The organism is Scytonema sp. UIC 10036, assembly GCF_009725235.1.
Window position 1 is genome coordinate 1 of record NZ_WJFC01000108.1, and the last position, 22,407, is coordinate 22,407.

Annotated in this window: 16 protein-coding genes and 3 pseudogenes; 10 read left to right on the top strand and 9 right to left on the bottom strand. The window is 42.2% G+C overall.

The window, feature by feature from the left end:
• Both F7734_RS36615 and F7734_RS36620 read right to left on the bottom strand, forming a co-directional pair.
• Positions 1–749: glycosyltransferase family 39 protein (locus tag F7734_RS36615; protein ID WP_155749393.1), on the bottom strand; the 749-nt coding region annotated here is incomplete at its 3' end.
• 81 nt (positions 750–830) lie between these two features.
• On the bottom strand, positions 831–2,075 hold the full coding sequence (locus F7734_RS36620) for a glycosyltransferase (protein ID WP_155749394.1): 1,245 nt from the start codon (positions 2,073–2,075) through the stop codon (positions 831–833).
• 279 nt (positions 2,076–2,354) lie between these two features.
• Between F7734_RS36620 and cofH the strand changes: the two genes are divergently transcribed.
• The 3 genes and pseudogenes from cofH to F7734_RS36635 all read left to right on the top strand — a co-directional run bounded on the left by cofH (position 2,355) and on the right by F7734_RS36635 (position 6,055).
• The gene (cofH, locus tag F7734_RS36625; protein WP_166482379.1) at positions 2,355–3,500 is read left to right on the top strand and encodes a 7,8-didemethyl-8-hydroxy-5-deazariboflavin synthase subunit CofH; all 1,146 of its coding nucleotides are present in this window, start codon (positions 2,355–2,357) and stop codon (positions 3,498–3,500) included.
• 143 nt (positions 3,501–3,643) lie between these two features.
• Positions 3,644–4,045: a photosystem II protein Psb27 gene (gene psb27 / locus F7734_RS36630; RefSeq protein ID WP_155749395.1), complete on the top strand. Its 402-nt coding sequence runs from the start codon at positions 3,644–3,646 to the stop codon at positions 4,043–4,045.
• 511 nt (positions 4,046–4,556) lie between these two features.
• Positions 4,557–6,055, top strand: a pseudogene (locus tag F7734_RS36635) (family 10 glycosylhydrolase).
• A gap of 66 nt (positions 6,056–6,121) precedes the next feature.
• Here the strand turns inward: F7734_RS36635 and mgtE are convergent.
• The 3 genes and pseudogenes from mgtE to F7734_RS61065 form a co-directional block, all read right to left on the bottom strand.
• Positions 6,122–7,462: pseudogene (mgtE, locus tag F7734_RS36640) on the bottom strand (magnesium transporter); the annotation flags it as partial.
• Positions 7,463–7,907: 445 nt separating this feature from the next.
• On the bottom strand, positions 7,908–8,036 hold the full coding sequence (locus F7734_RS65650; RefSeq protein ID WP_279239807.1) for a hypothetical protein: 129 nt from the start codon (positions 8,034–8,036) through the stop codon (positions 7,908–7,910).
• A gap of 734 nt (positions 8,037–8,770) precedes the next feature.
• The gene (locus tag F7734_RS61065; protein ID WP_166482380.1) at positions 8,771–8,917 is read right to left on the bottom strand and encodes a hypothetical protein; all 147 of its coding nucleotides are present in this window, start codon (positions 8,915–8,917) and stop codon (positions 8,771–8,773) included.
• A gap of 357 nt (positions 8,918–9,274) precedes the next feature.
• Between F7734_RS61065 and F7734_RS36645 the strand changes: the two genes are divergently transcribed.
• The gene (locus F7734_RS36645) at positions 9,275–12,490 is read left to right on the top strand and encodes a glycoside hydrolase family 15 protein (protein ID WP_155749396.1); all 3,216 of its coding nucleotides are present in this window, start codon (positions 9,275–9,277) and stop codon (positions 12,488–12,490) included.
• 414 nt (positions 12,491–12,904) lie between these two features.
• Here the strand turns inward: F7734_RS36645 and F7734_RS36650 are convergent, their stop codons facing one another.
• Positions 12,905–13,306, bottom strand: a complete 402-nt coding sequence (locus F7734_RS36650) for a DUF2294 domain-containing protein (RefSeq protein ID WP_155749397.1) — start codon at positions 13,304–13,306, stop codon at positions 12,905–12,907.
• A 339-nt stretch (positions 13,307–13,645) separates the two neighbouring features.
• Between F7734_RS36650 and F7734_RS36655 the strand changes: the two genes are divergently transcribed.
• Both F7734_RS36655 and F7734_RS36660 read left to right on the top strand, forming a co-directional pair.
• On the top strand, positions 13,646–16,192 hold the full coding sequence (locus tag F7734_RS36655; protein WP_155749398.1) for a response regulator: 2,547 nt from the start codon (positions 13,646–13,648) through the stop codon (positions 16,190–16,192).
• A gap of 16 nt (positions 16,193–16,208) precedes the next feature.
• A pseudogene (locus tag F7734_RS36660) lies at positions 16,209–16,838 on the top strand (transposase); the annotation flags it as partial.
• A 309-nt stretch (positions 16,839–17,147) separates the two neighbouring features.
• Here the strand turns inward: F7734_RS36660 and F7734_RS36665 are convergent.
• Positions 17,148–17,945, bottom strand: coding sequence for a sugar phosphate nucleotidyltransferase (locus F7734_RS36665; protein WP_155749420.1), 798 nt, complete (start codon positions 17,943–17,945; stop codon positions 17,148–17,150).
• A gap of 150 nt (positions 17,946–18,095) precedes the next feature.
• Positions 18,096–18,410, bottom strand: coding sequence for a YkvA family protein (locus tag F7734_RS36670; protein ID WP_155749399.1), 315 nt, complete (start codon positions 18,408–18,410; stop codon positions 18,096–18,098).
• Positions 18,411–18,621: 211 nt separating this feature from the next.
• Here F7734_RS36670 and F7734_RS36675 point away from each other — a divergent pair, with 211 nt between their 5' ends.
• The 3 genes from F7734_RS36675 (at position 18,622) to F7734_RS36685 (ending at position 20,876) form a co-directional block, all read left to right on the top strand.
• Positions 18,622–19,401: a MotA/TolQ/ExbB proton channel family protein gene (locus tag F7734_RS36675; protein WP_166482381.1), complete on the top strand. Its 780-nt coding sequence runs from the start codon at positions 18,622–18,624 to the stop codon at positions 19,399–19,401.
• A 32-nt stretch (positions 19,402–19,433) separates the two neighbouring features.
• Positions 19,434–20,096 (top strand): biopolymer transporter ExbD, encoded by a 663-nt coding sequence (locus tag F7734_RS36680; RefSeq protein WP_155749401.1) that lies wholly within the window; start codon positions 19,434–19,436, stop codon positions 20,094–20,096.
• Positions 20,097–20,513: 417 nt separating this feature from the next.
• Positions 20,514–20,876, top strand: a complete 363-nt coding sequence (locus F7734_RS36685; protein WP_155749402.1) for a phage holin family protein — start codon at positions 20,514–20,516, stop codon at positions 20,874–20,876.
• Between the two features lie 100 nt (positions 20,877–20,976).
• Here F7734_RS36685 and psb29 read toward each other — a convergent pair whose 3' ends face one another.
• Positions 20,977–21,660: a photosystem II biogenesis protein Psp29 gene (gene psb29 / locus F7734_RS36690; RefSeq protein WP_166482382.1), complete on the bottom strand. Its 684-nt coding sequence runs from the start codon at positions 21,658–21,660 to the stop codon at positions 20,977–20,979.
• A 128-nt stretch (positions 21,661–21,788) separates the two neighbouring features.
• On the opposite strand from psb29, the gene F7734_RS36695 reads away from it, so the two are divergent.
• Positions 21,789–22,385, top strand: coding sequence for a chromophore lyase CpcT/CpeT (locus tag F7734_RS36695; protein WP_155749403.1), 597 nt, complete (start codon positions 21,789–21,791; stop codon positions 22,383–22,385).
• Positions 22,386–22,407: the final 22 nt, after the last annotated feature.

Consider the following 22,407-nt stretch of genomic DNA (forward strand, 5'->3'; position numbering starts at 1 on the left):
CCCTTGTCCCCCCTGTCTCCCCTGTCCCCTTGTTGCTGCCAAGCGAGAAAAAGCAAGACAAAAACTTCAGTGCAAAGAGTTAATGTAAAAAAGTAATGAGAAGCAATGCCCAAAGCATTAATTCCCGTCCAAGAAAGGGCAATCCATAGGGGTAACTGAGTGCGCTCTTTAATACATCGCGTCGTAACAACCAGGCACGCGAGAGAAGCAATAACCCATACAATTGCTAAAGTATAATGACGGGATTCCTGTGCTAGAAAAATGGCATAGGGAGAGGTAGCCGCGATTGCTGCAGCTATATGGCTGACTACACGGGAACGAAAAGTAAGCCTAGATAAGGCATAAATTGCGGGGACAGACAATGCACCCAAAAAAGCAGCAAGCGATCGTGCTCCCCAGAGAGAAACCAAACCATCTTGGGTAGGAAATAATTTTGTCCAGTAGTGAGTCAGAATAAAGTAAAGCGGTGGATGATTGCTTTCGCTCAATAAGTGCCTCAGTACGTCTTTAACCCCTACACCAATTTGGGGTTGCAATGGGTGCAACAAGATATCGGTAGGAATCGGTTTATCTAAAGGGACTGGTAAAAAACTATTACCCAAGCTGAATACTAGAGTAGAAAATTCATCTGTCCAAGGAGGCTTGGCAGTCAAATTCATCAGGCGCAAACCAATACCAATAAGCAGCCACACCAATAACAGTGGTAGGGTGTTAAGTTTTGAGTTTTGAGTTTTGAATCTTAAATACATAAATTATTTGCGATCGCTCATAACTTATAACTCACAACTCCTAGCACTTTGTTCCTGGATCGATCTCTAATCCCTCAAGAACTACTTCACCTGTGTCACTCGCCAACTCAACTTTAGGTTAACCCAAAAGTTCCAGATGGTGGCAACTGCAATTGCAATTAAGTTAGCAACGTAGAGATTGCGAATAATAAAGGTTAAAGCTAGCTGTAAGATGAATACATTTAATGTTAAACCAGCAAGGCAAATAAGATTGAATTTGAAAAACCGTAAAATGCGTTGATGCCATTGATTTTGTTGACTTGAGACATCACTAAAAGTCCAAATGTCATTCCACAAAAAGTTATTAAAAATTGCAATTTCTCCTGCAATGATTTTGCTGAGAGTTGGGGGCAAAGCTAAAGTCGTAGAATCACCAAGCAAATAAAGCACAGTCATATCTACAAAAACGCCACTCAACCCTACCAAACCAAAGCGAACAAAGCGACCGATAGGAAAACCCAAGCGTTGACTAAATCGTCCCAGCTTTCCGGTAGACAGGCGTAAGCGTATCAAATGATGCAAGTAGTCAAAATAATGTTTCCATGTCACTTTACTTTCACCCTGTTTGCGCTCGCAAAATACATATCCTACTTCACCAACTTGGTTTACATCACCCCGCCCAATAACTTCCAAAAGAATTTTATAACCAACGGGATTCAAAGTTTGACCGACAAGGCAGTTTCGGCGTACTAAAAAATAACCACTCATGGGATCGGAAACCCTACCAAGAACACCTGGTAAAACGATCAATCCCAAGACTTGAGCACCACGGGATAAGAAACGCCTAATAAAACTCCACGTACTAACCCCTCCACCTTCTACATGACGGCTAGCTACTGCTAAATCAGCTCCTCGTTCAATAGTACTTAACAGCTCCAAGAGGACATGAGGCGGATGTTGCAAATCACCATCAATCACTCCTAGAATATCGCCTTGTGACACTTGCCAGCCACGAACTACTGCACTAGAAAGTCCTTTTTCGTGTTGACGCCGCATCACTCGGAGTTGGGGGTATTCTCGCATCAACGATTTGGCAATATCCCATGTACCATCTGGACTATTATCATCAACTACAATCAGTTCGTAGTGACCGGGAATAGATTCATCTAGCAACCCACTCAATACCTCAATTATTTTTTTGATATTTGCCGCTTCGTTATAAGTTGGGATAACCAGGGAAAAGAGAACTGCTTCACCTCCTATGCGCGGGCTTTTGGGTGGCAATTCAGAAATCCTCAAAGGACCTGTCGGTACTAACAAAAGTGAATTAGGTTGGATGATACTCATTGAAAGGGAATAGGGAATAGGGAATAGGGAATAGGGAATAGTGATTTCATTCCCCTGCTATAATGCGATCGCTAGTGGGTGTTTGGCTTGAAATAATTTGATTAAAGGTTAAAGGTTATTCTCTTATAATTTCTTCAAAAATTCTATTTTCCAGGAATTTTTGTTAGTAATAAGTCATGTTTTATACTAATAACAGTGACATCGGTCACTGGTCACTGGTTACTGGTTACTGGTTACTGGTCACTGAAAAAAATGTTAACCGTCTGCTTCTACTAACCTGTGGTTACTGTAACTGTTGATGCTATCCTTGACCGTACCCTTGGGGGGTATGATTTGTCTCCTGAAGAAGGACTGACATTGTTAAAACAAACCGATCCGACTGCCATTGCTGCCATTCGCGCTACATCTGATAAATTGCGTCAACAGCAAACAGGAGATATTGTAACTTACGTTATTAACCGCAATATTAACTTTACCAATATTTGCGAGCAGCATTGTAGCTTCTGTGCTTTTCGCCGAGATTCAACAGAAGAGGGGTCTTACTGGCTAGATTGGACACAAATTTTGGAAAAGGCAACAGATGCTGTGCGGCGAGGCGCAACCGAAATTTGTATGCAGGGGGGATTGAACCTCGAAGCCAAGGTGAATGGCAAATCATTGCCTTACTACCTTAAGCTTGTAGAAACTATCAAGGCAAAATTTCCCAAGATACACCTACACGCGTTCTCTCCTCAAGAAGTGCAATTTATAGCAAGAGAAGATGGGCTAGAGTTGAGTGATGTTATTCTAGCTTTGCATGAATCTGGTGTGGATTCCATGCCAGGAACAGCAGCTGAAGTTCTAGATGACGAAGTCAGACGTATTCTTTGCCCAGAGAAAATAAATACAGCTACTTGGCTGGAAATTGTGACAACAGCTCACAAACTGGGTTTACATACTACCAGTACGATGTTATCGGGTCATATTGAGACCCCAGAGCAACAAATAAAACATTTGGAAAAATTGCGGCATCTCCAACAAGTGGCTATTCATGGCGAGTATCCAGCTTGCATCACCGAATTTATACTGTTACCATTTGTTGGCAAAGAAGCTCCCAAATCCTTGCGCCGCCGTGTGGGACGAGATCAACCTGTTTTGGCAGATGCACTGTTACTAACTGCCGTGGCAAGGATTTTCTTAGGACATTGGATACCCAACCATCAACCGAGTTGGGTAAAACTGGGATTAAGTGGAGCAACAGAAGCTTTAAAGTGGGGTTGTAACGATATCGGTGGCACATTAATGGAGGAACACATTACCTCAATGGCAGGTGCTCGAGGTGGTACGAATATGGAAGTCGAAACCTTACAAAGTGCCATCGCATCCACAAATCGTCCTTACCAGCAGAGAGATACGCTTTATCGATTGTTGATTGCTGATTGCTAATTGCTAATTGCTAATTGCTAATTGTTCGTTGTTCGCCATTAGCCATTAGCCATTAACCATTAGACTAACCAATCTCTTGATCCCCAGGATACCATTCCAGGATAGGATGGACGTTGATTTAGGTATTGTTTCACTTGTTGCATATGAAGCGCTATTGGTCACGTCTACTTGCCCTGGTTTTGGTAGTCGTTGTTGGTCTAGTGGGCTGTTCTACTAACGAAGTGGGTGCTTTAACAGGGGATTACTCTCAAGACACCTTAACTGTAGTTAGTGCCTTAAGAACTGCCTTGAACATAACAGAAGACGCACCAAACAAAACAGCAGTTCAAACAGAAGCACGTAAAAAGATAAATGATTTTGCCGCCCGCTATCAGCGCGATCCTTCTATCTCTGGACTGAATTCCTTTACAACCATGCGAACAGCTCTTAACTCTCTAGCTGGACACTATAGTTCCTATCCCAATCGGCCCGTACCGAAAAAACTTAAAGACCGTTTGGAACAAGAGTTTCAGCAGGTTGAATCAGCACTCCGGCGTGGTGCATAAGTGCCATTTGTCACAGCATTCTGTTTTCCTCAGTCATGGTTTAGATCGCCGACTTCTTGAAGAAATTGGGGGTCTAAACTCCTTTTATATAAGTAAAGTTTATCACAGTTGATTCAGTAAAATTTCTAAATATTAATTAATCCTTTAGGACAGTACGTTGGCTGAAAATTGTAATTAAAGTATTATATTTAACTTACTTATGTACTTAAAGTAAATTGTAGAATATGGCAACAGAAATCTAGCTTTAGAAGTCTATGGCACATGGACTTCTAAACCTTATACTATGGCATTCAATATACATTTCCTTATTTGAATGAATACAAGTTGAGGTTCAATACTGCAAGGACTCTCGAATTTTTGTAGGTTGGGTAAACCCGTGGTGACATCCAACAAATTCCTGTGAATGTTGGGTTTCGTTCCTCAACCCAACCTACGTGTTTTCGTATTTTTACGCTTAACCGACAAGTATTGAGTTGAGGTTGATGATTGTTTTGTACTTATAGTTCTACGTATGTCTAAACGTTTTTTGAGTGTTGTAAAACCAATATTTTTTTGGCAACGCCTGTTAGCGGCTGCTCTTTTCACTAGCGGTTTGCTGATTCCTTGGATTGATAATCAATCTGCAAAAGCACAATTAACCGAATATTGCCAGCTTACGCCAGAGGCAACGCAAGAAAAAGAAAACTTACGTTTGTCAGCCCTTAAAGGCAAACAAGCTGCTCAAAAGCGCTACCAGCAATTGGTACAAAAACAAGCACGAGATTTACAGGAATGCCGAAATCGTAATTGGCCGCAAATCCAAGCGATTTGGTTGCGTTTATATCCTTGTGATGCTCGCTCTGGAGCCATTGACCAAGTTATGGATCGGATTGTGAACAAGGGTTATAACCAAGTTTATTTGGAAGTTTTTTATGATGGACAGGTACTACTACCAACAGGGGCGAACCCAACAGTTTGGCCTTCTGTTGTTCGCACACCAGGGACAGAAAAAACCGACTTGCTTGCTGAAGCTATTCAAAAAGGGCGAGAACGAGGTCTCAAGGTTTATGCTTGGATGTTTACAACTAATTTTGGCTATACTTACGCGCAACGTCCAGATCGGGAAGGCGCAATAGCTCGTAATGGGAAGGGGCAAACGAGCTTATATGTTGTAGATAATAATTCTCAAGTTTTTATTGACCCCTATAACTTACAAGCAAAACGCGACTACTACCAAATGTTGCAAGAGGTGTTGCGCCGTCGTCCAGATGGAGTGCTCTTTGACTATGTACGTTACCCACGACAGGCGGGAAGTGACTCGATCGCAACGAAAGTGACAGATTTATGGTTGTACAGTGATGCCACTCAACAAGCCTTATTCCAACGAGCACTTAATTACAAGGGGCTAGATTTAATTCGGCGTTTTTTGGGCAAGGGATATGTAACAGCAGGCGATATTGCTGAAGTCGATCAACTCTATCCTCAAGAAGGAGAACCCTTGTGGCAGGGTCGAACTTCAGCCACAGAACAAAAGTCCATCATTCCTCCCAACCAAAGGCAACCACAACTGCAGTTAGAGTTGTGGCAGCTATCCGTTGCCCATGCCATGCAAGGCATTCTAGATTTTGTCAACCTAGCTGCTTATCCGGCACAACAGATGGGAATTCCAGCTGGCGCTGTTTTCTTCCCCGATGGTAACCAAATGGTAGGTCGGGGGTATGACTCCCGCTTACAACCTTGGGATAAATTCTCAAGTTCTTTGGAGTGGCATCCCATGTCGTATGCAAATTGTTCTAATGCTGATTGTATTGTGGCTCAAGTACAACGAGTTTTAAACGTAGCACCACCAAACACTGTAGTTATTCCAGCTTTAGCTGGTAATTGGGGAGAATCTGTAAGCAACCGTCCATCCCTAGAAGTACAAATGCAAGCACTTCGCCAAGTGACTCCGCAATTAAGGGAGTTAGCCATTTTGCCTATTCTTGGCAAGATCCAGAGCATGATAATGAGCGCAAGTTCTGTCGGAATTAGGGGGTAGAGGGTAGGGGTAGGGGGTAGGAGTAGGGAGTGGGGATTACCCACCCTATCCCTATCCTTAAAGACCTGTAAAGCAAATGAGATCATCGATAGGAATGTAAAAAACCCAAGAGCATCCAACGTAGTTGTCATGAGCGGACCACTAATTAGGGCAGGATCGAGATTGATTCGCTTCAACCCCATAGGTAATAGCGTTCCTAAGGTGGCAGCTAGGAGGACATTCACGATCATTACCATTCCTGCAATTAGCGATACCCAGCGATCTTGAGGAGGCGACCAAATTAGAGAGAGTGTGCCAAGGGCTAAACCTAGTGCGATGGCTGTACCCACACCTGCCATAACTTCTTTACGCAGAAGCGGAATTGTATCTTTTGATGTGACTTCTCCTACGCCAATGCCTCTGACTGTCACTGACACGACTTGAAAGGCTACGTTGCCACTGCTATTAGCCAAAATTGGCATGATGATTGCCAAAACCGGTACCTGTGAAATGACTCCCTGAAAAGGTGAAATGGCACTGGCTGCACCAATGTACAAAACGATATTTGCTAACAGCCAAGGCAGTCGCTTGCGAATAGTCACGTGGGGAGGGGACAACGCATCTTCATCGCCACCACTTACACCTGCCAATTTTTGAATGTCTTCTGTGGCTTCTTCTTCCAAAATGTCTATGACATCATCAATCGTGACAATTCCTACCAACCTGTCTTCTCGGTCAACTACGGGAATGGCTATCAAGTCATACCGCTTCATAATGCGGGCAACTTCTCCTTGAGATGTTTCTGTCTTGACTCTAACAACGCGATCGCTAGCTATCTCTCGTATTAAGACATCAGGGAAAGTAAATATTAGCTGGCGCAAGGAGACAACACTTACGAGCTTGCGATTATCGTCAGTCACATAGGCGTAGTAGATAGTCTCTTTGTCTTTGTCTTGAAGACGGATTTTGCTGAGAGCTTCCCCTACTGTCAGTCCTTCCCGCAAGCGCACGTATTCTGTTGTCATGACACGTCCTGCAGTGCCTTCAGAATAGCCGAGAATTGTTGCTGTGGCTTGACGTTGTTCTGGACTCAGTGTTTGTAACAGCCGTTTGACAACTCCGGCTGGCAGTTCGTCAAACAATTCTGCCCGTTCATCGGGACTCATTGCTTCAACAATTTGGGCAACTTGAATATCGTGTAGGGAATTTATCAAATCCTCCTGTACGTCCGGAGGTAAGTATTCAAATACGTCGATCGCCTGACATTTGTTGAGTAAGCGAAATGCGATCGCCCTTTTCTTCTTGGGCAATTGTGCAATGTAGTCTCCGGCGTCAACAGGTTGCAAACCATTCAAATCCAACTTAAGTTGATTGAGGTCTGCAATGTCAATGGCTGAATTGCGAATATCCTCAGTGAGCATCATAAAACCTCCTATTGTCTCCCCCGCGCTGGGAGACAAACTCGCCAGCTCAGAGGAGGTTGGTACTGCCGTCGTCTTGGGGATTCTGGTCCATAAACCTAGAAAATCAACATCGACTCCAAAATAACTATGGAATCGCTAAGTTATAATACTAACCCGGATTAGTGTAATCCGGTAGATGCTGAAACTTCAGTATAGGCAACTTCTGATATCCAGACAACCAAATTTCTTACTGCCCTGATGTCTGTTGATCTGAGTAGATTCTACTACTGTGGCTATCTGTGTCAAGCCCATAGGTAAATTTCTTTAACCGCTTTTTAATGTTAAAATCCTTACTCAGCAAGAAGTAGCCTTTATTTGAGCACAAAAATAAAGATTGTGTAATCATACGGAACTCCATGACTTTTCATCGAGAAAATCGAAAAAACCTTCGATACGCGTCACCCTAACGAATTAAATTCCCAAGGTGATTTGTATTGTAAGCTACAATTGGTGAGAGATACGATCGAAATGCATTGCCAAAAAAAGCAGAAGCTGCTACAAGCATTAAATCGCGATATTTAGAAACAGCCATCTGACTTTTGGTGAGATTTGTATCTACCTCATGGTGAGTAGTGTTATCAATCCCAAATATCTTTATTCGCTGTTCACAAATCACTAATTTGTCCAAGCTCCTAAAGTTTTCGCCAGCAAGTTAGAAGGTTTTTGTTGATGTGAAGCCTTCGATACTGCGGCTGTTTATCTTAGGATAAGCGATCTGCTAAAACTCCTCACTACCAAACGATATCAATTATATCGATCTGCTGTTGAGGTGTAAATCAAAGGACGTTTATTTAGTCAATAATACACCAATTTAATTATATAGCAATCCTATTTAATTTGTGAAATACACGTAGGTTGGGTTGAGGAACGAAACCCAACATTTACAGATTTTAGTGAGTGTTACAGCAAATTTCAACTTGATGAGGTACGAAAATTACCCCCCTCTGTCCCCCCGATGCCTTGGGGGATGAAAGGGGGGTGTACCTCATAAGACTGAGAAAGGCTATAACACTTTCAAGTAACACCCTATCTTTTCCGGAAGTTACAAAACCAAAATTTTTTATCTAATCCCAATAAGTCCACTGAAAACATTTTTCCCCTCATTGCCATTCCCTCTTACAGTTTAGAAGACCACCTCCTTAGACAATAAGAAAAACCCCCTACTTAGCTTTTTGGAGTAGGGGGAATGCGCGAGGAGGAAAATAAAATTGCTTTCAAGAGTCAACAGTTAAAAAAATAGTTCTTTAACCGGTCACTGGTTACTAGTCACTGGTCACTGGTAAGTCCAGCGCGTTTCAGAGAACCATCGGCATATAACTCTAGTGGAATAAGTTCAAGCCTACCGTTAACTTTAACTTGGCTGTAGACAACTTTTACAAGTGGCGATTGGTTTTGATTATAACGTAAAGACATGGTTTGCTTCTCCTTTATATATAATTAATTGATAGGTGTCTTCATAGACTTATAACTTATTTATTTTGTTTCCCGAACAATTTTTATTGGCTTATATTTTTGTCCCGATCTATAGATAACAGAGGGAGTATAAAGATAAAGATAAAGTAGACTACTAACTGATAAAGATTTGAAAAAATCTTCAATTTAGAGTATATTTTTCTCAATCGTAGAAAACCAATGAATCAAAAACGAAAAACTCGTCTCCAACTCACGATCTCCCAAGCCAATACTCTGGTTCAGAACTGGTTTTGGTTTGGTGACATCATTTACTTCACAGCCTAATGGTGCTATTCCGAAAACCAGGATAAGACAAGTATGAAAACAGATGCTCAACTGCAAACTCGCCTTGATTCTTATTATCAACAAATCAAGACAATTATCCTTGCCCGTCAGAACCCAATGACTGGATTGCTGCCAGCGAGTACAGCAATAACCGCCCACGGTGATTATACGGATGCTTGGGTACGCGATAACGTTTACAGCATTCTGGCAGTTTGGGGTTTGGCGCTAGCATACCGAAAGGTTGATGAAAGCAAGGGACGGACTTATGAGTTAGAACACAGTGTTGTTAAATTAATGCGGGGACTGCTGTTTGCCATGATGCGGCAAAGTGCCAAAGTCGAGCAATTTAAGCACACTCAAGCTCCCTTAGATGCTTTACACGCCAAATACAACACGGCGACTGGTGACATTGTTGTTGGTGATGATGAATGGGGACATTTACAACTGGATGCAACATCAATCTTTTTGTTGATGTTGGCACAGATGACGGCTTCTGGATTGCAAATTATTTACACTTTTGATGAAGTCAATTTTGTCCAAAACCTGGTATATTACATTGGAAGAGCTTATCGTACTCCAGATTACGGTATTTGGGAGCGAGGTAATAAGATCAATCACGGTAATGCTGAATTAAATGCCAGTTCCATAGGGATGGCAAAAGCCGCCTTGGAAGCTATCAACGGTTTAGATTTATTTGGCGTTCATGGTTGCCAAGCATCAGTTATTCACGCTTTGCCTGATGAAATCGCCCGCACTCGGATTACTCTAGAATCTCTGTTACCTAGAGAATCCGCTTCAAAAGAAATTGACGCAGCATTGTTAAGCATAATTAGTTTTCCTGCGTTTGCAGTAGAAGACGCGCCGTTGCGAGAGCGGACTTACAACGACATTATCAACAAACTTGAAGGAAAATACGGCTGCAAGCGATTTTTGAGAGATGGACACCAAACAGTTTTGGAAGACACAAATCGCTTGCACTACGAACCTTTTGAACTCAAACAGTTTGAAAAGATTGAGTGCGAATGGCCTTTATTTTTTACCTATCTCTTTTTGGATGGGTTGTTTTGTGGCAAACAAGAGCAAGCTAAATACTATCAAGAGCGTTTGGAGTCTTTATTAGTTGAGCGAGATGGCTTGCTCTTGTTACCGGAATTGTATTATGTGCCAGAAGAGTCAATAGAAGTAGAAAAGCAAGCACCTCACAGTCAGTTGCGTTTACCTAATGAGAACATTCCTCTTGTGTGGGCACAAAGTTTATATTTTCTCGGTCAAATGTTGAGTGAAGGTTTGATAGCTGTTGGTGATATCGATCCTTTGGGAAGGTATTTGTACATAGGAAAAAACCAGAGACCTTTAGTTCAAGTTGCCCTGATTGCAGAAGATGAAGATTTACAAGCAAAACTGGCAGTTCATGGTATTGAGACGCAAACACCCAAGCAAGTAGAACCCATTCAAATCAGGCAAGCAATTGACCTTTCAGCGATGTATACCCAAATTGGGCGGAACGATAAATTAGGTTTAACGGGGCGTCCAATACGACGGCTGAGAAGTTTAACAACATCTAAAATTTTTCGCATTCGCGGTGAAACGGTTGTCTTTTTACCTTCGTTTTCCGACTCTCAAGTGTTCTACTTAACTCTGGATTACCATTTTTTGGTGGATCAGATCAGAAGTGAACTAGCGTATATGCAAAAATACTGTACTGAGTTGGGACGACCCACGATAACTTTAATGTTAACTCACACCATATTAGAAACAGGGAGTGAAGCATTACTGTCGCTGATGCAAGAACTAAAGGACGGTATTTGTAATGGTGTTCGGGTAAAATTAGGGCGGCTCAATCAGTTAATGCTAACTGCTGCAACTCAAAGAATTGATGTTCTCCAAGACTTTGAGTTTTCTCAATCATCAGTGCAAAATGCTATGCCTCGCTGTTCTTATTTAGTTTACAATCCACAGAAAAACTGGCAGTTGGGTCATATACGAGAGTTTCAAGTGGAGTGTGAAACAGATCTTGGATTGTTGCTTGTTTCCTTGCGATCGTCAGAAAATCTTTACGAGCAGATCGAGTTGTTACAGACTTTGACTCGTTTGCAAGGGCTGGAGTTTGATACTGGTTTTGGCGGACCGGGACGTCCCGTGACTGTGGGCGATCTGCTAGATGAAGTGTATACAAAAGCCGGAGATGCAGGGATTTGGGCAGTTGTCCGTCGCGCTGCTGGATTACGACAAATGAGTGACATTGGCTTGTCGGATGTAGTGACTAGTATTTTAGTCCGTGGCAAGCAAATTGCAGTCGGTAAAGCTTACAGCGAAGATTCACTTATCACGCTTCCACTGTCTCACAGTGAAATTGTTGAGAAAATTAATATCTTTTGTCGTGAGGATATTCGCGATGGCGTTCTCACTCAAGAAATACTCATTTATTTGAGTGCCTTGATTAAAGCAGAGCCAGAACTTTTTCAAGGGCTGCTGACGCTAAGGATAGGGTATATTATCTTACTTATTACTAGTGAGTTGGCACGAGAGTTATATGTGACTCAGGATGAAGCATACGAACACTTGATGCAGCTTTCTCCTTTTGAGGTGAAAGCGAGAGTGCGTCAGGTGTTGTATGAGTACTCTAGTATGAGCAATTTGTTACGTCAACAAGAGTCCTTACACGTTAAACAAAAAGAAAGCGATATTGATTGGGTGGTGCTACCAACTTTAGTTGATGAAATACAAGATGTTCCACCAGGGGGCTGGCGGCGTTTCCGTCAAGCCGAAGGAACAACCGGACGCGTGCCAAAAGACTTTTTTAAGCAGGTTTGGTTGGTTATGGGACACTGTAAAGGATTGGTCATTGGCGATAAATTAGAGCGACGCAATCGTTTGGATAGTGAAGAAATTTTGTCAGAAATGACTCCAGGGGAAAAGAACTTTGCCCTGCAAATCGAACATCTGTTGAATAAAATAGAAGCTCCTGAGTACAGGCAGGTATGTATTGAGACATTGATGGAATTGGCTGCGATCGCATCTAGTAATCCCAGTTTACAGATTGAAGAATACATAGTGCTAGATGTATTGATCGGTCACGCAGTACGGTTGGCATGGTTGGACAATCATGGTAATAGGCGCGATCGCTATGATGAGGACAAAGCCAGTGCGTGGCGATCGTTTTACAACACTTCCCCCAAAGAATGCGCTAGCTATATTGTCAAAGCATTCCGCTTCTTAACCGAATTTGGTCAAGATTTGGCAGCTTAATATTTGTGCTAGTGGTTCATATCACCTCGTTTCATATCACCTCGTTCCCAGCCTCAGGCTGGGAATGCCTTACACAAGGCTCCGCCTCCTATATCGTTTGGTCGCAATGTCTAAACTGTACGTTCGCTTATTTTGAGATCCAAAGGGGAATTAAAGCCTTAATGTAAAAGGAAAAAGAGGATTTTTACGTGAACCATTATTTTTGTGTAAAATTTGTGACCATTCAAAAAGGCTAAGAGAGGCGGTTATTTAAGCCGTAGGCATAGGATAAATCATAAAATGACCAAAAGCTCCTATGGGACTAAAAATGCCTGAATCCATTTCACAGCCTGAATTACAACCCCTGTAAAGCTTAATTAAATCTTGCGGTTAAAAATGAGCGAACGTACAGTCTAAAAATCCGTTAATAAAGAATTATTTTGACTTTTTAGGAATAGATTCAGGATCGCGAACTTGCGGTAAGTTCTCTAAAATTGCCGTCAGTATAGAAATACCAGTATCCAAATCGGAGTCAACCAACACAGCAGTAACAGGTGTGGCAACGATTGGTTCAATCAATTCTTTGATGCGTGGCTTGAGTAGCTCGTGTAACTCCGAGCGAAATTGCTTCGCGGACTCTATGCGATCTGCATCAAGCAAGGTTCGTTCTGCGGGAGCTAATGTGTCGTGCAGAATCACTACAACTCCATGGTGAAGGATTTGGCAAACTACTTTGGAAGGACGTTGCCCTACGTATTCTCGAAAGAAGGCTTGTAGTTGTTGAGTGATAGTACGTTCAACCTGGGCACAAGTGGGTTTAGTTAAGGACATAGCCATGGGGTATCAAGCTTTTTCGAGTGAATTTCATCTATCCTAAGATGGATTATGAATTAACTGCACTAATATAGCAATAGATGGAGTTGCTAAATAGCTTCTTCCTGTAGTATGAGATATATTATAGGGTCAAATATTCCACATTCTAGCGTCAAATAACTAGCCAACTGCTAGCTTTCAAGTAGCCCAAGCGCATTTGCCTAGTTTAGATGGAAGCGAGCCAGATTCACCGACGTTTTTGTGTTTGGGAATGCCTCGTTGATGCTGTGAATAGCTCTAAGCTCTTTATTGGGTTGAAGCGGCTATCAAGTGTTGCAGATCTTTAAGAGGCAGTTGGTGTCGATGAACTTACATCATCCAGTAAATATTCTGATTATTGTTGATAATCTGACAGATTGTCACACTTACCGACGCTATTTATTGCAAGATCCAAACTGTCAGTATAATGTGCGAGAAGCAGCATCAGGAAAAGATGGGTTAGCCTTGTGCGCTCGGATGTTGTTTGATGCAATTGTTGTGGATTTTCCGCTTCCTGACCTTGACAGTTTGGAATTTTTTACAGAGATCGAGAGACAAGCGAGACACCTTTCCGACAGCGCTATACCAGTCATCTTATTAGTAAAATCAGAGAAGAAAGCAGTTGCTATCCAAGCCATGCAACTTGGCGTGCAAGACTACATAATTAAAGAGCAAGTCAATCGCGAAGTTTTTCTATCAACTGTTTCTGGAGCGATGCTGCAAGGCAGCCGCTACGCGAACGCAAATTTTCGCCCTAGAAATGGTAGATTAAATGATGGCTTTTTTGTTAAGTGGTCTAATAGTAAAAAGCAGGAGTTAGAAATTTCCCAGCAACAGGCAATAGTCTTAGGACAGCAAACGAGTTTACTAAATGATGTGAGTGAAACAATTTTAGAACTCGATCTCGAGACCAGTAAATACAAGCAGATAGAAGATGATTTAGCACAAACAAAAAGTATCTTGCAATCTGTTATTGAAGGGATATCAGATATCGTTTTTGTTAAAGATTTACAAGGGTGTTATGTCCTAGCCAACGATGCTACAGCTTCATGGTTGAATACTACAGTTGAGGCAATGCTTGGTCAAGATGATACTGCTTGGTTTCCTCCAGATGTTGCTCAACGCTTAATGCACATAGATCGGCAAGTTATTCATACTGGAAAAAGTATGACCTATGAGGAGCAAGTTCCCAGACAAGGAATGATGCGATCGCTACTGACAACTAAGTACCCGTGGCGCGATGCACGAGGAAACATTCTAGGAGTAACAGGGATTTCACGAGATATCAGCTCTGGCAAACAAGCAGAGGAAATGCTCAAGCAACGCGACTCAGAATTTCAAGCTCTAGCAGACAACGTGTTGCACCTGTTTTGGACAACTCGCCCTGATGGTTATCACGAATATTTCAATCAGCGTTGGTACGAATATACTGGATTAACGCCAGAACAGTCACGCGGATGGGGCTGGAGTCACCTGTTACATCCAGATGACCGACAAAGGAGTTTGGAAATTTGGCATCAGTCACTGCGTACAGGTGAAAATTATACCATAGAGTATCGATTTCAACGAGCAAGTGATGGACAATACCGTTGGTTTTTAGGTCAGGCATTTCCTTTACGAGATTCCAATGGGCAAATTATCAGGTGGTTTGGCTCTTGTACGGACATTCACGAGCAAAAGTGCGCGACTGAAGAACGCGATCGGGCGTTGGAAAGAGAACGCTTGGCTCGCGAGCAAGCAGAAGTTGTCAACAGTCTTAAAGACGAATTTCTCGCGATACTTTCTCACGAGTTGCGATCGCCACTGAACCCCATTCTAGGTTGGACGCAACTTTTACAAAATCACCAGTTGAGTGAAGCCAAAACTAAACAAGCTCTAGCATCAATTGAGCGCAACGCCAAACTTCAAACTCAACTAATAGACGATTTACTAGATATGGCTAGGATTTTGCGTGGAAAATTGGCGTTGGATCTCGTTCGAGTCAATCTCGTTTTTGCGATTGAAGCTGCTATTGAAACCGTTCGCAAAGCAGCAGATGACAAGTCAATAGCGATTGAAACAAAGTTAGAAAATATTGGGCAAGTATTAGGCGATACAGCTAGGTTACAGCAGATTATTTGGAATTTACTTTCAAATGCAGTAAAGTTTACCCCAAAAGGCGGACGAGTCGAAATTAAACTCCAGCACCTTGGCGATTTTGCCCAGATCTTAGTTAGCGATACGGGTAAAGGAATTCCGCCTGAATTTCTGCCGCACGTATTTGAATACTTCCGCCAGGGGGATGCTTCTATAACCCGTCAGTACGGTGGGCTAGGGTTGGGGTTAGCTATTGTTCATCACCTTGCAAGCGTACATGGGGGTACGGTAACAGCCGATAGTCCTGGAGTTGGGCAAGGAGCTACTTTTACCGTAAAATTACCGTTGTTAAAGAATAAAATTAATACAATAGATGAAGCAAGTCAACTTTCAAACAATCAAATCGATCTCACGGAAGTACGGATACTTTTAGTCGATGATGAGGCAGATTCGCGACACCTTATCGCTTTCGTACTAGAGCAATATGGGGCTGAAGTTATGGCAGTGGCTACAGCAGCAGATGCATTAATTGCCCTTACCTCCTTCAAGCCAGATATATTGATTAGTGACATCGCAATGCCTGTAGAAGATGGTTACACTTTAATGCGTCGCGTGCGATCGCTTCCTCCCGAACAAGGCGGACAAATTCCAGCAATTGCTCTGACAGCTTATGCACGAGAAGAAGATCGGCAAAAATGCTTTGCTGTGGGTTACCAGCATCATCTCTCAAAACCTATTAACTCTGCTACTTTGTTAGCGGCGATCGCGTCACTATTGTTGGCAAGCAAGCTTTGAGTTTCTAGAACCAACAGCACTTGCGGAAGAAAAATATAACTTACTCGTCTATCCTGTACTGATTAACATTCTCAAAAACACAGAGGACGATACTGCAATTGTCAATCGTTATGAGTCGAGCTTTGCCGGATTACAAGCTCGTCAAGATTATCGTGTGATTAATCTGTGGGAAGTTGATGTGGATATAGTTTTCGAGCAACCGCTACCTGCATTGCTGCCATTTGTGCCAATTCTCAAGGGCGGGGCAGAAGAATCGACAATTCAACAAGCGTTGCGACAATTGCGCGACAACGAGCAATTAAATCAGTTAGAAACAGTGCTGGCATTTTTTGCTAGCTTCGTATTAGATAGTGCGGTAGTACAACAAATCATGAGGTGGGATATGGCGGTTTTAAGAGAATCTCCCTGGTATCAGCAAATATTAACAGAGGGTGAAGTACGTGGGGAAGCACGTGGGGAAGCACGTGGGGAACGTAAAGGAATTATATCTGGGATTGAACTAGGGTTGGAAATCAAATTTGGTACTGAAGGGTTGCAATTGATGCCACAAATCTCTCAGATTACCGATCTGCAACAGTTAAAGAGTATTCAACAGGCTATCAAAACTGTGAACTCTTTAGACCAATTGCAGCGATTTATTTCGTAATTATTGCGCGAGTGTACGGTTTGAATTGTTGGTTAAAGCTAATTTTTGAGTTCAATAAGAAGGGAACAGGAAACAGGGAGGAACGACCTGTTTCCCTTTGAACCAATGCTGTTTACCTCCTTGTTCACGAAGGCTGAAACCCTGTTTTTTTCTTTTATTTCTAAAAGTTTGTGGTTTACTGAATGTTGGGTTTCGTTCCTCAACCCAACCTACACAATATATTTGGCGATTTAAGATTTACTTTATAAATGACCTTTCATGTCATAAAATGTGGCGCAGGCGGTTTTGTGAAAGCCGCTTCTACTTAGCTTATCCATTTGTAAAAGTGCTAAATTTATGTACGGCTTTGACTAAATCGTCTGGTGTTCCTATATCTAAATAAGTTCCATCGGGAAATGCTTCTGCTTCCACATGAAAACCTTTTTCAATAGCAGATTGAATAATATCGCCAATAGGTATTTCTGGTAGTTGTGATAGAAGGTTACTTTTTGCCTTGAGAGGCATGAGGTACTCGTGTAAAAATAGTGTGAAAGCTGGTGTCCAAACTGCAATACCCCACATATAACGCAGTTGCGATCGCTTGGGTTTTTCGACTACAAGATGAACTCTACCCATATCGTCAAACTCAACCATTCCCGCTTTATGAGGTTGATGCGTTGGAAATAATCCTAAGACGACATCAGCACCACTCATTTCCAAGCGCGAGAGTACTCGTGCAAAAGCGTCTTCGGGTTGAAACAAAATATCGGGAAAGCCTAAAGCAATTATGGCATCTTGAACAAACGGGTACGCCTGATCCAAGGTGAAAGGGACTCCATATGGTAAACCCATTATCAGGTAACCCAAGTTCATGGAAAGCATAGTGCCATCACCAAAATATGCCGGGATATCCCACTTACCGGGGCGCAGTATAAAATATGCTTTATCAATACCTGCTATCTGCATTTTTTCTAGCAAGTATTGAGAAACGACTTTTGGTCGCCAATCCTGTTGGTTCCCGAAGTCTTGAAAGCCAATAGGATACAACTCTTTACTCAGTGGTAAAGGAGAAATTCGCTTTGCTTGTCCACCGGCTGGCAATAGTCCGATAATTTGGCGCTTGTTCATAGGCGATTGAATTTCCATGATTATACTTTTGCATAATCTATAGCCACAATGCCTAGTCGTCCAGTAACAAAAAAATATCCCTCCCCAAGAAATACTGTTCCAAGCAGCAGTCAAAGGAAGGGTTGCGAAATTTTTATCCTGAAACAGACACTATTTAACAGAAACAGCATCAATATCTATTGTTTCTGTAGTGGAAGTAGAATTTTCTGCGGTACTAGCTGCTTGAACGCCATCTTGAGTCTTACGGGCTTTAAAGCCTTCTATCAATATCTGGGATACCTCGGAAACCAGTAGAGTTAAAATCACTACATCGTCCAGTTCTCCCAAAACTGGAATGAAGTCAGGAGCAATATCAAATGGGCTGACAACGTAAAGTAATGTTCCTAAAACGATCCACCAACGATACTTTGGATTGCGTAGTGTATTGCGATACCAGCTATAAACTGATTGAATGGAAAAGTTCATATTTTTATCCTCCAGTTACCTTTAATTCTGGCAAGATATGCCCTAGATTTCCTGTGGGAATAACCGCCCTAGTTTTTCTGGAATATGCTACATAACGTGTTACTACTTACCACTGATGTTAACAATTAGTTATTGAATTTGTACATTAATCTCTAAAATAAAAGTGCTTTGGGAATAGATACATTATCCTAGGATGGAGGGAGCAAAAACTGTGGATATCTTAGATCTGTTTCAGAAGGGCGGTCCGGCGATGTGGCCATTGCTTGCCCTGTCGATTCTATCTTTAAGTGTCGTTTTCGAGCGTTTGTGGTTCTGGTTGCGGATATTGAACCAAGAAAAACAAATCGTCGATCGCGTCTTGGATGCAGCCCAAACTGATTGGGGCGCAGCACGTGAAATTGCTAAAAAGAGAATCGATCAACCCATAGGAAGATTTCTCTATGCCCCCTTACGCTTGCTGAAAAACGATCCAGAAACTTTTCGACTGGCTTTAGAAGCAACAGCAGAAGATGAATTGGCTGGGATGCGACGGGGAGAAAAAATATTGGAAGCAGTGATTGCTCTTGCACCTTTATTAGGATTATTAGGCACGGTTTTGGGGTTGATTCAATCTCTTGGCGATTTACGAATAGGAGATTTGGGCACCGAAGCTACAGCAAATGTACCTGCAGGTATTGGTCAAGCGCTGATTAGCACGGCATTTGGTTTGATTGTTGCCATAGCAAGTTTAGTATTTTATCGTCTCTTCCAAGGTCTTGTTGTTAATCAAGTCAAGATTTTTCATAAAGCAGGTAACGAGTTAGAGTTGCTGTACCGTCAGTCGCCTCCTGACTACACAGAAACTACACCTGACCCTCTGGCACTACCGCAAAGTATCATGAGAGATTCTCAGGATAGCTTCAACTCTCCCCGAAAAAAAAGTAGAGGTCGGTTTACTGAAACTCCCGAACCACCACCAGAGTCCGATCTCCCAAGACCAAATGATGGCTGACAAAAAGCTCGAATAACCATGAGATTTATAAAATGAAAGTTAACTTACATACCCCTGTAGAAGAAGCTCAAATTCAAATCCTTCCTCTCATTGATGTCATTTTTTGTATTTTGACATTCTTTATTTTGGCTGCTTTGCAATTTACTCGACAGCAGGCAATTAACATCGATTTGCCCAAAGCTAAAACAGGTACTTCTGCTGCCACTGTCGTATCACAAGCAGGACGGGAAATATTACCTGTGACTCTTGATGCTGTTGGTCAAACTTACGTAGAAAAACAACCAATTAATCGGGAACAACTCAGATCTGCTTTAGAGGACTATATCAAAAAGAACCCTAAGGGCGTTTTTGTTCTCAATGCCTCTCGGTCTGCAACCTATAACGATGTGATCGAAATGTTAGACTTATTGCGATCTGTGGGAGGCGATCGCGTTTCTTTGGGAATCATTCCCAGTTCTTCAGGGCTATCGACAGAGCCCTCTTTACCCGCTTCTCCCTCTTTTCCCAATAGTCCCAATGCACCGGGAGGAGCACCTTTACCAAATACCGTGCCCCCCGATCTGTTCAATCTTCCACCTGCGCCCAATCAAATTCCTTCCGGACAAGGTATTACTCCGGTGAATCCATCCGGAAATTCTCCTTCTTCACCTCAAGGAAGTGCAGGTGGAAAACCGAATCCTGCTCCCAAAAGGTAATCGTAGGTAAGCATTTGTCCTCTCGTTCCCAGCCTGAGGCTGGGAATGCCTTCGGTGGAGGCTCCGCCTCCTGTATTGCGAAACAGCTCCAATGAAAAAATTTCATCCCGATAGTGAAAAAGGTAAAGTAGGGTGGGCAATGCTTACCCTACTCCTGTATTGCGAGGCAGAGCCTCGCTTAATGCATTCCCAGGCAGAGCCTGGGCACGAGGGTGAGGCAGAGCCTGGGAACGAGGGTGAGGCGGAGCCTGGTAACGAGGGTTATTAGTTTAAAGAAAGATTTCTGCTAACTTACAAGTTGTTAGTTTTATGTCAGGCTTTGTTTAAGCAATAGATCGAAATCCTTGTGATGAGATCGCCTTTTAGGCGGCTCCCATTGGAAGTATAGCCATTCACATTTGCTAAGAGGTTGTGGCAATGAACATCGGGGCATTATTACTTGTTTGGTTGGTAACAGCCATTGGCTTATTTATTGTTAGCAAGCTACCATTTGGAGTTGAAATTGACTCACCAGAAAAAGCTTTTATTTCCGCAGCCGTTCTGGGAATTGTAACAGCAGTTGTTAGACCAATTTTACGCCTTGTATTTACCGTCCCCAACTTTCTGACTTTTAACTTGTTATCCAGCTTCTTCACGTTTATTATCTCTGTTGTCAGTTTTGGGATTGCAGCTTGGTTAGTACAAGGCTTCCGCCTGCGTTACGGTGCAGGAAGCGCTATTTTAGGAGCTCTTACGCTCTCTATTCTCAGTAGTTTAATTTACCATTTACTAGGAGTATAAAATTTGTTAGTTGTTAGTTGTTAGTTGTTGGTTGTTAATTGTTGGTTGCTCTTAGCTACTAACCACTAACCACTAACCACTAACCACTAACCACTAACCACTAACCACTACTAGACTGCTGACTTCTTTGTTCTCGTCTTTTACGATCTGCAGAAAGCAGATCGGACATAACTGCTAGTGCCTGAGACACTTTATCTAAGTTAGAACGGTAAATTTCCAAATCTTTACTGAGTTTGTCATCAGATAAATGTAATCCATCAGCAATTTTTTTCAGTGCTTCAGTGAGTTGCTTTTGGTCTTTTACAAGTTCTGGATCTGACAATTCTAGTAAAGAAAAAACTCCAATGGCAAACAAGCGATTATACTTAAAGGCTGGGTTTTTGGAAATTGCTTGCAGTGAGGACTGAAGATCGACATCTCGGTCTAAATGCGTTTGTTGACTTAACCACGCAATTAATTCTGAAGGTGGTAAGCTTTTCGCTACAGATTGTAATCTTTGAGCATCTTGTCTGTAACGCTGCGGATCTTCTTCTAATGCCCGAACAAGAGCGTTAAAAATCGACTCCTTATCCCGTTCTGGCTGGTAGCCTTGCATAAAACGCTCAAAGGCTGTGACGACGCCCAGGGCATAAATTGGTTCGTAGCTAAAATCTACATTGACTGACAGCAAATGCATTTCCACCATTAACTCTTCCACAACCCGACGGTAGATTGTATTTATCGGGCGGGTATGAAGGTTATAGAAAGTTCGCTTAGTATCAGAAACAGTACGGACGTTATTCACAAAGCATAATTATAAGGGCGACTTATTTTTATTCTCTCGCTTTACGGCAACTTTGCCAAGTTCGGGTTTTCTCTTTGTATCAAACTCGTCTAGAATTCGGGATCGATAGCTGTTTGCTTCTACACATTATGATTCTTTCGCAACAACTACAGACCCTTGCTAGTTACCTTGTTGGTGAATTTGATAATCGAGAACAAGCTCTTGCAGATCCTGCTTGGTACGTTCATTTGCGCCTGTGGCACAGAAGAGTTCCCCTTTTTCAAGAGGATAGCGTAACCATTTTTGCCGAACAAGCCAACATTGTCACACTTGATAAACCTTACCGTCAGCGAATTCTACGTCTCACTGAAGGACAAGATGCTCATACGTCTATTAAAGCGCAATACTATATGCCAAAAAATCCCAGTTCTTTAATAGGTGCTGGTTGTAACTCTGATTTACTCAATACGCTGACTCCTGACCAATTAGAATTGCTACCAAGCTGCGTACTTGATGTCAGCTATAATACTATAGCTCCAGGCAGCTATAAATTTACTGCTACTCCACCAACTAACACTCTTTGCAGTTTTACTTATGGTGGTAGTACTATACAAGTTTCTTTGGGCTTTGAATCTACTCAAGATAAATTCATGAGTTTTGACAAAGGTATCGACCCGATAACTGGAAAAGCGACTTGGGGTGCAATTTTAGGACCATTTCGATACACTAAACGAGAACGGTTTTAATTTTGGATTTTGGATTTTGGAT

Bases quoted from the DNA above. Each gene is read 5' to 3' on its own strand.
- F7734_RS65650 (WP_279239807.1), bottom strand. From the start codon at position 8,036: ATGGCTGTTTCTAAATATCGCGATTTAATGCTTGTAGCAGCTTCTGCT.
- F7734_RS36685 (WP_155749402.1), top strand. From the start codon at position 20,514: ATGAACATCGGGGCATTATTACTTGTTTGGTTGGTAACAGCCATTGGC.
- F7734_RS36620 (WP_155749394.1), bottom strand. From the start codon at position 2,075: ATGAGTATCATCCAACCTAATTCACTTTTGTTAGTACCGACAGGTCCT.
- psb27 (WP_155749395.1), top strand. From the start codon at position 3,644: ATGAAGCGCTATTGGTCACGTCTACTTGCCCTGGTTTTGGTAGTCGTT.
- F7734_RS36665 (WP_155749420.1), bottom strand. From the start codon at position 17,945: ATGAACAAGCGCCAAATTATCGGACTATTGCCAGCCGGTGGACAAGCA.
- F7734_RS36670 (WP_155749399.1), bottom strand. From the start codon at position 18,410: ATGAACTTTTCCATTCAATCAGTTTATAGCTGGTATCGCAATACACTA.
- F7734_RS36680 (WP_155749401.1), top strand. From the start codon at position 19,434: ATGAAAGTTAACTTACATACCCCTGTAGAAGAAGCTCAAATTCAAATC.
- F7734_RS36645 (WP_155749396.1), top strand. From the start codon at position 9,275: ATGAAAACAGATGCTCAACTGCAAACTCGCCTTGATTCTTATTATCAA.
- F7734_RS36695 (WP_155749403.1), top strand. From the start codon at position 21,789: ATGATTCTTTCGCAACAACTACAGACCCTTGCTAGTTACCTTGTTGGT.
- F7734_RS61065 (WP_166482380.1), bottom strand. From the start codon at position 8,917: ATGTCTTTACGTTATAATCAAAACCAATCGCCACTTGTAAAAGTTGTC.
- F7734_RS36650 (WP_155749397.1), bottom strand. From the start codon at position 13,306: ATGGCTATGTCCTTAACTAAACCCACTTGTGCCCAGGTTGAACGTACT.
- F7734_RS36655 (WP_155749398.1), top strand. From the start codon at position 13,646: ATGAACTTACATCATCCAGTAAATATTCTGATTATTGTTGATAATCTG.